This is a genomic window from Chryseobacterium sp. 3008163 (assembly GCF_003669035.1).
Lineage (GTDB): Bacteria > Bacteroidota > Bacteroidia > Flavobacteriales > Weeksellaceae > Chryseobacterium.
This window is the reverse complement of sequence record NZ_CP033070.1, coordinates 2,064,382-2,076,895: the sequence shown is the minus strand read 5'-3', so window position 1 is coordinate 2,076,895 and position 12,514 is coordinate 2,064,382. Positions and strand designations below refer to the sequence as shown.

Annotated in this window: 15 protein-coding genes; 4 read left to right on the top strand and 11 right to left on the bottom strand. The window is 33.1% G+C overall.

Features of this window, described 5'->3' with window-relative positions:
- The 4 genes from EAG08_RS09415 to EAG08_RS09400 all read left to right on the top strand — a co-directional run bounded on the left by EAG08_RS09415 (position 1) and on the right by EAG08_RS09400 (position 2,318).
- Entirely contained in the window at positions 1 to 822 is an 822-nt protein-coding gene (locus EAG08_RS09415) for a carbohydrate deacetylase (protein ID WP_129535204.1), read from the top strand.
- Positions 806 to 1,030 carry a hypothetical protein gene (locus EAG08_RS09410; RefSeq protein ID WP_129535203.1) on the top strand — a complete coding sequence of 75 codons (225 nt, stop codon included), beginning with the start codon at positions 806 to 808 and terminating at the stop codon, positions 1,028 to 1,030. Before EAG08_RS09415 ends, EAG08_RS09410 begins: the two co-directional genes overlap by 17 nt.
- Before the next feature lie 98 nt (positions 1,031 to 1,128).
- Positions 1,129 to 1,743 (top strand): GNAT family N-acetyltransferase, encoded by a 615-nt coding sequence (locus EAG08_RS09405; protein ID WP_164998554.1) that lies wholly within the window; start codon positions 1,129 to 1,131, stop codon positions 1,741 to 1,743.
- Positions 1,740 to 2,318: a GNAT family N-acetyltransferase gene (locus EAG08_RS09400; RefSeq protein WP_129535201.1), complete on the top strand. Its 579-nt coding sequence runs from the start codon at positions 1,740 to 1,742 to the stop codon at positions 2,316 to 2,318. The genes EAG08_RS09405 and EAG08_RS09400 overlap by 4 nt, the downstream gene beginning before the upstream one ends.
- Here the strand turns inward: EAG08_RS09400 and EAG08_RS09395 are convergent.
- The 11 genes from EAG08_RS09395 to EAG08_RS09345 all read right to left on the bottom strand — a co-directional run bounded on the left by EAG08_RS09395 (position 2,310) and on the right by EAG08_RS09345 (position 12,500).
- The gene (locus tag EAG08_RS09395) at positions 2,310 to 3,251 is read right to left on the bottom strand and encodes a glycosyltransferase family 2 protein (RefSeq protein ID WP_129535200.1); all 942 of its coding nucleotides are present in this window, start codon (positions 3,249 to 3,251) and stop codon (positions 2,310 to 2,312) included. The two genes, EAG08_RS09400 and EAG08_RS09395, sit on opposite strands and share 9 nt — an antisense overlap.
- A gap of 9 nt (positions 3,252 to 3,260) precedes the next feature.
- Positions 3,261 to 3,971, bottom strand: coding sequence for an acyltransferase family protein (locus tag EAG08_RS09390; RefSeq protein WP_262696828.1), 711 nt, complete (start codon positions 3,969 to 3,971; stop codon positions 3,261 to 3,263).
- Complete coding sequence (locus EAG08_RS22620) at positions 3,926 to 4,258, bottom strand: acyltransferase family protein (RefSeq protein WP_129535198.1); 333 nt, start codon at positions 4,256 to 4,258, stop codon at positions 3,926 to 3,928. The genes EAG08_RS09390 and EAG08_RS22620 overlap by 46 nt, the downstream gene beginning before the upstream one ends.
- Positions 4,245 to 5,093, bottom strand: a complete 849-nt coding sequence (locus EAG08_RS09380; protein ID WP_228446842.1) for a glycosyltransferase family 2 protein — start codon at positions 5,091 to 5,093, stop codon at positions 4,245 to 4,247. Before EAG08_RS09380 ends, EAG08_RS22620 begins: the two co-directional genes overlap by 14 nt.
- Before the next feature lie 106 nt (positions 5,094 to 5,199).
- On the bottom strand, positions 5,200 to 6,210 hold the full coding sequence (locus tag EAG08_RS09375; RefSeq protein WP_129535197.1) for an acyltransferase: 1,011 nt from the start codon (positions 6,208 to 6,210) through the stop codon (positions 5,200 to 5,202).
- A gap of 1 nt (position 6,211) precedes the next feature.
- A complete protein-coding gene (locus EAG08_RS09370) occupies positions 6,212 to 7,402 on the bottom strand; it encodes a hypothetical protein (protein ID WP_164998553.1) in 1,191 nt (396 codons plus the stop codon).
- On the bottom strand, positions 7,399 to 9,195 hold the full coding sequence (gene asnB / locus EAG08_RS09365; protein ID WP_129535195.1) for an asparagine synthase (glutamine-hydrolyzing): 1,797 nt from the start codon (positions 9,193 to 9,195) through the stop codon (positions 7,399 to 7,401). Before asnB ends, EAG08_RS09370 begins: the two co-directional genes overlap by 4 nt.
- Positions 9,196 to 9,233: 38 nt before the next feature.
- Positions 9,234 to 10,154, bottom strand: coding sequence for a glycosyltransferase family 2 protein (locus tag EAG08_RS09360; RefSeq protein ID WP_129535194.1), 921 nt, complete (start codon positions 10,152 to 10,154; stop codon positions 9,234 to 9,236).
- A gap of 1 nt (position 10,155) precedes the next feature.
- Positions 10,156 to 10,839, bottom strand: a complete 684-nt coding sequence (locus EAG08_RS09355; RefSeq protein WP_129535193.1) for an NAD-dependent epimerase/dehydratase family protein — start codon at positions 10,837 to 10,839, stop codon at positions 10,156 to 10,158.
- A gap of 421 nt (positions 10,840 to 11,260) precedes the next feature.
- Complete coding sequence (locus EAG08_RS22010; RefSeq protein WP_228446841.1) at positions 11,261 to 11,701, bottom strand: glycosyltransferase; 441 nt, start codon at positions 11,699 to 11,701, stop codon at positions 11,261 to 11,263.
- Between the two features lie 4 nt (positions 11,702 to 11,705).
- On the bottom strand, positions 11,706 to 12,500 hold the full coding sequence (locus tag EAG08_RS09345) for a glycosyltransferase family 2 protein (protein WP_129535192.1): 795 nt from the start codon (positions 12,498 to 12,500) through the stop codon (positions 11,706 to 11,708).
- Positions 12,501 to 12,514 lie beyond the last annotated feature (14 nt).

The window sequence follows — 12,514 nt, the reverse complement described above, 5'->3', positions numbered from 1 at the left end:
ATGAGCAACATATTAATCATCAATGCAGACGATTTAGGTTTATCCAAAGGTGTAAATCAGGCAATACTTCGTGCGCACAATGAAGGCTATCTTACGCACGCAAGCCTCATGGCAAATACAGACTATTTTGATGATGCCATCGCAAATGTGATTCCAAATGCATCAAAACTGAAAGTAGGTTTACATATCAATTTAACGTGTTGCAAGGCACTTTCTGGTGAGAGCGGTATCACTGATAAGAATGGATTTTTGGCTAATAATTTTGTGAAAATTCTTTTTCTGAAAAAGTCAAAAACCAATTTGAAAGCTATAGAAACCGAAATTGAGCTTCAATTACAGAAACTTTTAGACCATAATATCCAGATTTCTCACATTGATGGGCATGAGCATATACACATTATTCCATCTATAAATAAAATTGTACAGAAACTTGCAAAAAAATATGATATTGAAAGAATAAGAGAGATTAATGAAGATTTTTCTACTTCTTTTAAGTATAATTCAAGAACTGCAAGTATAGCAAACGTTGTGAAACTTACATTGCTTAAATTTTTGAGCTTGTTTAACAGTAATAAGAAAAATGTAGATTTTTACAGCATTTTAAATACCTGCGAAATTAATTCTCAAAATCTTTTTACGTATTTGGAATCGGTGAATGAGAAAACTGTAGAAGTCATGTTGCATCCTTCTCTGAGAGATTTAGATGTTGAGGCACCAAATCTGGATGCACGTTTTATAGAATTTTTAAGGTCAGATTTCAGAAAGCAGGAATTTGATTTGTGTTTTAATGAAAAATTTAAAGATTATGAGTTCGTGGACTAATTTTTCTGAATCAGATGAATGGAAAAGTATTGTTCTTGATACATATCCTTTAGAAGCAAAGATTGTAGAATTTCAGGAAAATAAACTCAACCTTTTTGGTAATGGGAGTTATTATTCTAATGCTCCATATTTATCTTACGGGGGGCATTTTTTAAAAATAAAGAAGTTAGTAAAGATTTTCTTAAAATTACAGACAAGCCGATTCTGATAAAATCGAAAGAAGAGCTAAACCTTCATGATTCGTTACAATTCATTTTAGTCACTGATTATAAAACATTCGTACTTGATCTGTCAGGTGGAATCGATGTGGTTTGGAATAAACACATCAAATCTAAGACAAGAAATCAGGTTCGTAAAGCAGAAAAAAATGATTTTCAGATAAAGACAGGAGGAGAGGAATTATTAGATGATTTCTACGAAGTTATCACCAAAGCATGGCGTGATTTGGGAACACCCACACATTCAAAGAGTTTTTATGGTAACATCATAAAATATTTTAGTGCTGATTCAAAATTTCACGGTCAGTTTATGGTAATTTATATTGATGAGAAACCAATTTCTGCAGCTTGCATGATATTCAGTGATGATTATATTTGTCATCCTTATGCAGCGACTTTAAAAGAGTTTAATAAACTTTCTGTAAATAATATTCTCTATTGGAATATTATTAAATTTGCTATCGATCGAAAGATTTTAGCATTTGATATGGGCAGAAGCAGAAACGGACAAAGTACAGTGAAGTATAAGCTATCTTGGGGTGCAGAGCCCATTCAGCTGTATTACTACTATTTCAACAAAGCTTCTCATACAAATGATGAAGACGGAAAGCTTGTTAAGTTTCTCATCAATATGTGGAAGAAACTACCCTTGTCAATAGCTAATTTTCTGGGACCTAAACTGATTTATAAAGTATTAAAATGATTTTTAATCTTACCAAAGAAGATTTAACGGATGTGGTCAATATTCATAAGAATAATTTGCCCAGCCTCATAAATTTCTATACCAACGATTTTATAGAAAAATTTTACTTACATCATTTACGTAAAGGAGATGATACGGTTTTAGTAGGTTATAAAGAAGGAGGAGAGTTGTGCGGTTTTGTGTTCGCAACATTAGATGTGGAAGATATGTTCGGAAGCTTTATATCTCAAAACAAAACGTATTTTATTAAACAAACACTTTTAGCTTTAATTAAGCATCCTAAATATCTCTTGTATATTTTTCAGAGTTTTTTTGCTAAAGGATTTCAGCAGGGAGACTCAAAAACACAATTGGTTTATATCGCAGTTGATCAAAAACGCAAAGGATCAGGAATCGGAAAAAAACTTCTGGAAGGATTTGAGCAGGAACTTAGGAAAACAAAGGATTATTATGAGCTTGAGGTTGAGCAAAATAATTCTGCACTGCAATTCTACACGAGTAAGAACTTTAAAATTATAAGAGAAATCAATAACATCCTCGAAAAAAAATACTTAATGGGGAAAAAGTTAAAATAACTCATTCCTGAAATTTATATTGTAAAGCCCTGATCTTATACTTTTAAAATCTGTAATTAAATACTTCGCAATCATCCCCCATTTTTTCAAAAAAGAAGCTTGGGCAATTTCCCAGCTTCTGTGGGTTCTTTTGATGTGAAGTTTTATGTCTTCAGACATCGTTTTCTCGCTTTGAGCCCACGCATTTACTGCTCTCCACAATAGTACTCTGGTATTTGACGGTTTTACTTTTTTGGTATCAACTTGTGTAATTCTGTTGCTCTCATGCACACCTCTCATTGCAACGGCTTTGTCTAAAACTCCGGGATAAAAGTTGAGATAAAACGAACTTCGAAATAGGAGCTCAGTATCCTGATGCAACCTTAAATGTGTTTTAAATAACGGCTGTACCTTTTCTAGCAAAGGTTTTTTTCTGATTGTTAGAGTGTCAATGCTAAAAAGTCCAAAACTTCCGAGCATATTAAGCTGACCCGGAAAAACGTCTTTGGGAGTTTGTTTTTTATAAACGGTCGTCAGTCTGTCGCCAAACAAAGAATAATATTGCTCCTTTGCCTTTTCTGAATAATAATGCACACCCAAAGCACCGTAAACAGCATCAACTTCATTATTCTTAAACAACTCTCTTTCAGCATCAAAACGGTTCTGAAGATAGTAGTCATCGGCGTCCAAAAAAGCAATAAAATCTCCCGTAGATTTTTCAATACCCAAATTTCGGCTTGCTCCGGCACCGTGGTTTTTTTTGTCGGGATGTTGATACAATTTTACTTTTTCATATTGCTCTGCCAGTATTTTGCAGACTTCAAGAGCATTGTCAGGTGATTGATCTTCAACTAAGATTATTTCATACACTTCTTCAAACTGAAGAGCAGATTCCACAGCTTGTCTGATGTATTTTTCGGCATTGTAAACGGGAGTGATGACGGAGATTTTCATGATGTGATTTTAAACTTTGATTTTTAATTTTAAATACTCTGTTAGCTTTTTTTCTATAAAAAGGTAAAGAACTGATGATAAAACAACAACAAGTATAATCTTTAAAATAAAATAAGGGATGATAAAGGTGTCATTTGGAATAATTCTTTTTGAAAAAATTTCAACAAATGAATGGGATAGATATAATGAGTAGGAAATATCTCCCAAAAAAATCAGAAATTTATTTCCCTTACTTTTAAAAGTATAATCGAAGAGTAAAAAGGCTAAAACAAATAGTGAAACAATCACAAGCAAAATCATCTCATTTTTTATTTGAATAATATTAAAAAACATTAAAATAAATAAAAAGATGCCAAAAACAGAAATAGGGAGGGCAACTTGTTTAGAAACTGAAAATTTATTAAAATAAAGTCCTAAAAGAATTCCTGAGATGAAATAGAGGTTGAGTTCGCTTGTAATCATCCTAAGATAGGCAGTCTCAAATTTAAAAATAACTCCTAAAACGTAAGAGATTACAAAAAAACTAATGATGAAAAAATATCTTTCAGTTTTAAAGAAAAATGAAAGCCCGAAAATCAGATAGAAAAAAATTTCGTAGTTGAGAGACCATCCCAAATACAGTACTGGGAATTGATCCTCAAGTGGCAAAAACAGTAACGAATAAATCAGTCTTTTTAATCCAAGTCCTTCAGAATAGTGTAGAATACTTCCTCCCAAGATAATCCAGGCAAATGTGAGCAGGTAATATAATGGAACAATTCTGATGATTCTTTTTTGAAAAATGAAATTATTTCTTTGGTTGTATTTTCATCGAATTTGATTTTTTTAGTCGTAAAAACCATGATGAATCCACTTATGACAAAGAATATAGGTACTCCGATACTTCCTCTTCCGAAAAGAATTTCGCCAAATTTAACATCACCAAAAATAAGTCCTTCACGTATATGAAAGCAACAAACAAATAGTGCGGAAATTCCACGTAAAATCTGGAGATTATGAAGCTTCATACTTATTCAAATAGGTGAAACGATATTTTGTTTTTAAAATAGAGGGTTTTTTTAAAATCTCAATCAACAGAGCAAAAATTTTGTGAAATTTACTTTTTAAGGAAAGATCAAAAGCTTTATACTGAAGATAGATTCTTTCCTTCACATCAGAATCCAGTTTTTGATTTTTAGACCATTCAAACAGTGATTTCCAAAGGAGAAACTGTCTTTCATTATATTTTTTAGAATACAGTTTAATTTTTGTAATGCGGTTGTCATCATGTACGCCACGTATAGCAATTGCTTTATCAATAATTCCGGTTTTCAGATGACAATGGTAAGAGAGTTTTATAATAAAATCAGAATCCTGATGCACCCGAAGATCTTTATTGAAAAATAGATTGTATTTGATAAGCGAAGACCGTCTTACTGTAAGTGTATTCAAATGAAAAAAAGAACCGAAAATTTTCGTTGAAAGTCCAAGAAGACCCACAAAAATTTCTTTTCCTTCAGCCTGATACTGTACCGTCGTTAGCTCAGTGTTTTTAAATTTTTCCTGAAATTCGGCTTTCCCTTTTTCGGTAATAAATTCTGTTTGTAAAGCACCGAAAATGCCTTCAATCTTTTCATTATTGAATAGAGTCTTTTCTGCGTCAAAACGGTTAGGAAGGTAATAATCATCAGCATCCAGAAAGGCAATAAAATCTGAAGTTGATTTTTTAATTCCCAGATTTCTGGTTTCTGCTGCTCCATGATTTCCTTTATCTTGATGTTGAAATAATATTACACGCTCGTTTTCCTGTGCGAGTTGTTTGCATAGCACTAAAGAAGCATCAGTAGAAGCGTCTTCAGCCAAAATAACTTCAGCAACTTCCTCAAATTGTAAAGCTGATTCTACCGCTTTTTCAGAAAAGCCGCTGCATTATAAACGGGAATAATCACAGATATTTTGAGCATAATAATTATCCTGAAATATGTTTTCCTAAAGGTAATTTATTTAATACAAATGTTATTACTAATGCCAGGGCTAAAGATAATAGAGCGGTAACAAAAATATTAATAAAAGTAAAATTTGTAGTTATGGCAATCCCTATTTTTGGGAGAATCATCATTGCAAAAACATGAGATAAATAAATTCCGTAGCTGTATTGACTGATGATATTGATTACTTTAATAAAGATATTCTCTTTAAAGATAAGGTCTTTAAACAGCAAAAATATACCAAGACTTGACAAGATTACATTGGGAGTAAGATAGCTGAAAAATGTTTTGTTGAGTTCACCACTCTCTTTGCTTGTGATATAAGTTAAAGCAAAAGTCAAAAGATTCCCGACAACAAAAATAAGGGCATAGACCCATCTGTTTTTTGTCACTGTAATGTTTTTATGTAAATAATATCCTAAAACAAGGTAGCCCAAAAATCCTGAAAAATAACGCCAGTCGATTCTGGTAAAAAGGCGGTTAACTCCAGGGAGATCAATCATCAATACTGCGAACCAAATAATAAGGTAAAAAAGAATTTCATTTTTACTTGCTCTCTGAATCCACTTGTTAATAATGGGCAAAAATAAATAGACTCCAATAATCATGTAGACGTACCAAAGATGATAGCAGGTTCCGCCTTTCATAGCCTTGAAATAGTCGAAACCAATTTGAGTGAATGTACCGCGTATCGGAAAAATCATAAAAAAATAAATAGTACTCCAAAATAAGAATGGTAGTATAATTCTCGACATTCTTTTCTGAAGAAATTCTTTTAAAGTATAGTTTTTCCCAAGCAGCAAAACCCCACTCAGCATCAAAAATACCGGAACACAAAATCTTACATTGCTGTTGATAAAACTTGCAGTAAGCCATGAACGACTTTCAATGTCAAATGCATTGCCCGAAGCAATTGTACAATGTAAAATGATTACTGCAAATGTGGCGAATGCCCGCAAAATATGAACCCATTGTAAAGAATTTGAAGCCATGCTAAAAGATAGGTTTTTCAGTTATTATTTTGTACACAAGATTCACAGGATTATACACTACATAATCATTAAAACTCCATCCGCTGTGCGGCATCGTATTGATGAAAAATAAAATATAGGGAATCCAATACATTTTTTTGAAAAATAAGAATGAACTTTCTGATTCTGAACTCTGATACGTACTTTTCTTTTTCAGAATGTAAATAGGAATCAGAGTGGTAAAATTGCACAAGAAAATCCACCGTGAAAAATCTTTGGCTACAATGCTTAATAAAAGCAGAACGCTATATTGCAAACCCATAAGTATGTAGAAATTGATTTTTAATTTTCTGTTTTTTAAATCATTACTGATCATAATTATCATGAAAACAAAATGCAGCATAATGGCTATTAGAAAAGAAATGTATTGATTTTGAGTAAAACCAAGCTCCCAAATGTAAAGGCTGCGGTCAAAAATACCTGAGTTAAATAAAATATTTTCAACACCAATTTGTTTCCAGGATGCAAGAATGGCTATTTGCTGATCACTGTTTCCTAATCCAAAGAAGAAAATAATCAGGAAAATCAAAATGGATGGAAGTAGAAATAAAACTGACTTAAAATATTCCGATAGTTGATTCTTTTCAAATATAAAATTCTTTAAAAGGAGCACAATCGGAAAAAACGAAACAATAAAATACAGTTCGTGAGTAAGAGATGCGATGATAAATAAAAGGTTGACGGTGATAAAGGCTACTGTTTTATTCTTTCTTTTTACAATTTCAAAACACGATAAGAAGAAGAAAACCAACAAAATATGATCTTTTCTGATTCCCCGACCTAAATAAAATACAAAGAGCAAAAGTACGCTGGTAGAAAAGATGACGAAGAATGGTGGTCTGTATCTCAACATAAAATAACATACCAATGCTGCAAAAATCAGGAAAAATAAAAGGTTATAAGTTTTCTGAATCCACACCGCATTCACTGAAATGATTTTGCTGAGCTCGTAAATAATTTGTCCCTCTAACCCTCTTCTTACAAAACCTCCTTCGTAATTGATATAAAAATCGGATTGGTAAAATGAGTTCCATATTTTCATCAGATTAAACCCCTGAAATCCGAAATAAAAATAGAAACCAATTAAAACCAATGCAAAAAAAGCAAAGATTTTCTTTATCATCGATTGGTTTAGAAAACTAATATTCATCATGCTTGCGAATGATTTTTTTCAGCCCACAATGCAAGTTGCAGAAGATTCCAATGTTTCCGATCCTTATTTAAAAATTTTTGAGTTTCATTAAAATCAATATAATTAAAAATCCTTTGGTCTTTATTTTTAAGGTGATCGTCAGAAAATTTCATTAGGTTTTTTTCTTCAAACCAATTTTCAATTCCTAATCCGAAACCTTGTTTACGACGGTTCCTGATGGTTTCTGTCCAATAAGAATTCATCGATTCTCGGAGAATTATCTTATCCTGTTCAGAATTGATCTTAAGCTGATCAGGAAGCTGAATGCAAAATTCTGCAAAGTCAACATCTAAAAAAGGTGTTCGCACTTCCAGTGAATTTGCCATTGCCATTCTGTCAGATTTCACCAGCATATTTCCCGGGACATATTTCTCCAGATCCGTGCGCATAATATCGTTTAGTGAATTTTCATCGGCTTTAAAACTATAAGGTTGAGAATAGTTTTCATTAATACCTAGTTGCCTTCTTTCATTTTCATTAAAGAAATTTCGTACGTCATTTTGATGAAAATCTAAAATCGAGCTGTACTGAATATTTTTCTGTGAGATGTAAGAAGTCTGCTTTAGATTCTGATAAAGTTTTAACCCAAACTGGGCGATTATATTCTGATAACTGAAATGTTTTTTAAGCTCATTTTCAACCTTATAAAAATTATAACCGCCAAAAAGTTCGTCGCCCACATCGCCTGACAGCACAACTGTTAAATTTTTTCTTGCTGCTTTACAGATTTCAAACTGAGGAAGAGTAGAAGTGTCAGCAAAAGGCTCATCCAAAAAAGGGGTGATTTTCAGAATTCCTGAAACAAGATCTTCCTTTTTTTCATGAATTTCTATATGTTTTGTTTTGTATTTTTCGGCTATTTCTCTGGCATATTTCAGTTCACTGTCTTCATGATCATATCCAAAACTGATGGTAGTCTGATTAGGTAAAAACTCGTGGACCATCGCAACAATTGATGAGGAGTCTAAGCCACCACTTAAAAAGCTTCCAACTTCCACATCGGCAATCAGCTGTTTTTCAACAGCGTTTTTCAAGAGATAAACAAATTCTTCTTTTGCATCAGAAAGACTGATTTGCCTTTCTTTTTTTGGAAGACTGTAATATCTTGACACTTCAGTTTTACCATCTTTCCAGATCAGCTGATGAGCAGGAGGTAGAGAATGAATGTTTTTATAAATACTCTGATAAGTGCTCACATAACCGTATTGTAGGTAATGAGAAAGTGCATCGTGATTGATTTCTGTATTGGCGAGTCCGCTTGCTAATATGGCTTTGATTTCTGAAGCAAAAATAAATTCACCATTTTTTCCGGTGGTATAGTAAAATGGTTTTTCACCAAAACGGTCCCTGGCACAAAAAAGCTGTTGCTTATTTTCATCCCAGATGGCAAATGCAAACATTCCGGGAAGATCGTGAATCAGGTTTTCCTTTTTCCGTTGGTACATTGCCAGAATGACTTCCGTATCCGAACCTCCGCGGTAAGGATATTCAGCATGTTGCTTTTTAATTGACTGGAAACCATAGATTTCACCATTCAGAACAATGCATTCGTTTTTGGTATTCGAAAACATCGGCTGTTTTCCGTTTTCTGAAAGATCGATGATGGAAAGGCGGCGATGGCCTAATGCGGCATTTTCATAATATTCATGATGAGCAGAATCGGGACCACGATGCGCAATAGCATCGGTCATATTCTGTATTTCACGATTATAATTTTTGGCGTTAGGTGTAATGATTCCTGCTATTCCGCACATGTTTATTTGTGTTTTTCTTTAGTCCTGAAGTTTCAAATTTACACATTCAGAAAGGTTAATCCAACTTCTTTTACTTGATTTCGCAATTCGGTCAGTGTTTTTTCATCTTTCACAATCTTACGGTATTTTTCTTGAAGTATCTTGTATCGGCTCCGGTTTCCTGTAAACATATTTTTGAGCATGCTTTGTCGCAGAGATTTTTTCTCAAGAAGGATGGCATTTGGAAGGCTGGGGTTCATCATTTTGGTTTCTATACCAAGATCTGGATATTTTGCAGGATCTACTTTGCTTAATATTTGTTTACCATCATGTACAACCCTGCTTTCGGGCACCAGCAATACTTTTTTCTTATGGAAATGTACTCGATTGGCATACTCTACATCTTCACCGTAATGGAAAAAATAAGGGTTGAATCCGCCAATGGTTTCTATGGTATTTCTTGGCAAAAGCCAATGTGCTGCATTAATGAAGCTTAGTTCATAAAATGGCTTCATATTTTGAAAATAAAGATCAGAAATCAACCGGGTCTTCTCAAAATTAGTGGCGATATATTTGTCGAGAAAAATATCAAGCAGTTTTTCGCTTCCGTCAATATGCATCGGGCTGAGAATGCCAATTTCTTCTTGTTTTGAATGGCTTTCAAATACCTCTAAAAGTTTCTGAATACTATTTTCGTACAACCATGCATCCTGATTCATCAGGTAAAAAAAATCGGCTCCTTTTTTATATGCTTTTTCAATTCCGATATTGTTGGCTTTTCCAAAACCTAAATTTTCCGTTGACTGTATAAAATCAACTTCGGGGAAACTGTTTTTAATAAATTCCTGACTGCCGTCTGTAGAGCCATTGTCAATCACTATACAATCAAGCGGAACAGAAGACTGTCTCAAGCTGTTGAAACTTCTTTCAGCCCATTTCATGGCATTGTAAGTGACGATAATGACAGTAGTTTTTGGCATTTTATTTTTGGTAATATTTTGAAATTAAATTTCTCAGGTACTCCTCTTTATCGTTGAGATTGTTTCTTTTAAAATAACTCTCAATTTTAGATACCTCTATCTCGTAGCCTGAGCCTTCGTTCTGTAAATGCAAAATAGGTTCATTCTGTAAAACGTCAGAAATGGTCTCTGTTATCTCTATGATAGAGAAATTCTGAAGATAAGCCAAATTGATGATCTGATTGGGACTAAAATTCTCTACAATCTCTTTGGTAATAGTACTCACGTCGCTCACGTCGATCAGATTTCTTGTTGCTTTGGTGTGAACCGTAATTTTTGTTTCACTTTCTATAGCCCGTACAAGATAGTTCACAAGAAGGTTTGGGTTTCCACCTTTTCCAACGGCATTACTAACCCTTAAAATATAATATTGATCACAGGAATCTGCGATGATTTGTTCCATTTTAAGCTTGTGCAGAACATAATGACTGTTGTTTTTGGAAGAGTCGTAAATACTGCAAGTGGAGAAATAGACAAAGATTTTCCCAGGATGGTTTGCAATCGTATTTTTTAAGAGATTATGTTCCCTCTCAAATTCTGAATCTCTTGTCTCCAAAGAATTAGAAACACCTGATGCGAAAAACAAAATATCTTCCGAATCGATGCTTTTGAGAGCTTTGGCGATAAGTCCGTTTCCTATTATCATCAGTGTTTTTTATTAATGTCTTTTGAATACCTTATCAATTGATAATATTTTTTCATCAAAAATAAGTGTTGTGCAAATTTAAGATGTTTAAAAGGATAAAATTGAAGTGAAAATAAAGTATTCTTTAAATTAATCGGATAAAATTTAAAATATTGATACAAAAACTCGTCAAATACACTGGTTTCTGTTTCAGAATTAATTTTCTGATTAAATTTGATATTCAGGTTTTCTCTTACTTTAATAGTAGCATCGAGCCAATTTTTATCTTGGTTTCCTTTTGAGAAGTGTTGAATAAGAATATCATCAACGACAAAATTTTGAAATTTCTCTGAGACTCTCAAACTGAAATCTAAATCATACCCATGAAAACCTATGAGATTTTGATCAAATTTAAATGGAGTATAATTTTCTTTTTTGATGGCTAAAAAACTCCGTCTACTGCAAAGACAGGATTTCTTTTTTGTGGAGTTTTAAACTGACTTATATATTCATTATTGTTTTTGTTGCCCTGCAAAAGATGAATGAAATTATATTTTTCAGATACTGTCCAGCTGCTCGGTGCGTGAGGTACATACGATGATCCTGCAACACCGATGATTCCCGTTCTTTCATCAGAAAGATTTTGTATTAAAATATTTCCCCAGTTTTGAGTATGAAAAATTAAATCTTCATGCAAAAATAAAAGGTGGTCATACTGCGATTTTTCTGCTCCGTCGTTATACGCTTTTGTGATGCTTATCAGACTAGGATTCCATATCTGGATAATTTCATATGAAAAGCCGTCACCAATAGTTTCGCTGATGTTTTTTACCAGCTGATTATAATAAAGGGGTTGATATGATGATATAATGATTGAGAGCATATTGTTATTTTAGCAAGTGATCATACTCGTCAGATGCGTGGTTGCCTTTCTCATCAATTTTCCATGAAGAAGATTGATTGGCCGTTTTTATATAAAAAAGATTTTCTTCTGTAAGTGCATTGGGATTGAGATACCAGCCGCCATGCTTACAAGTGAAATCTCCCGCTATCCTGATTGCCGTCATAAATTTAAATAAATTAAAAATAGTTTTAGGATATTTGGGTTTATATAGTGCGAAAGTAGTGTCTATGAATGCAAAATAAATGTTTTTTTCAAGCTCGTCCTCCCAAAAACGTTTTTCCCAAGCCTGCACTTTTTCTTTTAACGGATAATAATCAGGAATATCCTGAGTATCGATCGCAAATCCTATCTTATTGATTTTTTTATAATATTTAAAAAGATAATTGATCATAATAGTCTCGAAATCTTTCGGCAAATTCTCATTGGGAACAATATCTGAGTCGGTAAGAAAATAAAATCCTTTTCCGTATTTACGCTGGAGGTCTTTGTTTTTAAAGAATACATCATGTCCAGAATTTGTGTTCATTTTTTCAACGGTTACAGCGTCCTGAATTTCTGTATAATAATCTAACAGCGGTTGATAGGTAGATGCGTTATCAATAATGATGATGTTTTTAAATTCTCTTTTAATCAGAAAATCAATAAGTTGCTTAAGAAAGAAAAGCTGATTAAAATTGATGATGATAACCGGAATACTTTTGTGATCCTGCATCTGGTGACGTACTGTACCATCAAACTTCATCAGAAATTTGAGATAAAGCGTATCTAAATACAGCATGAGTCTACGTTTTG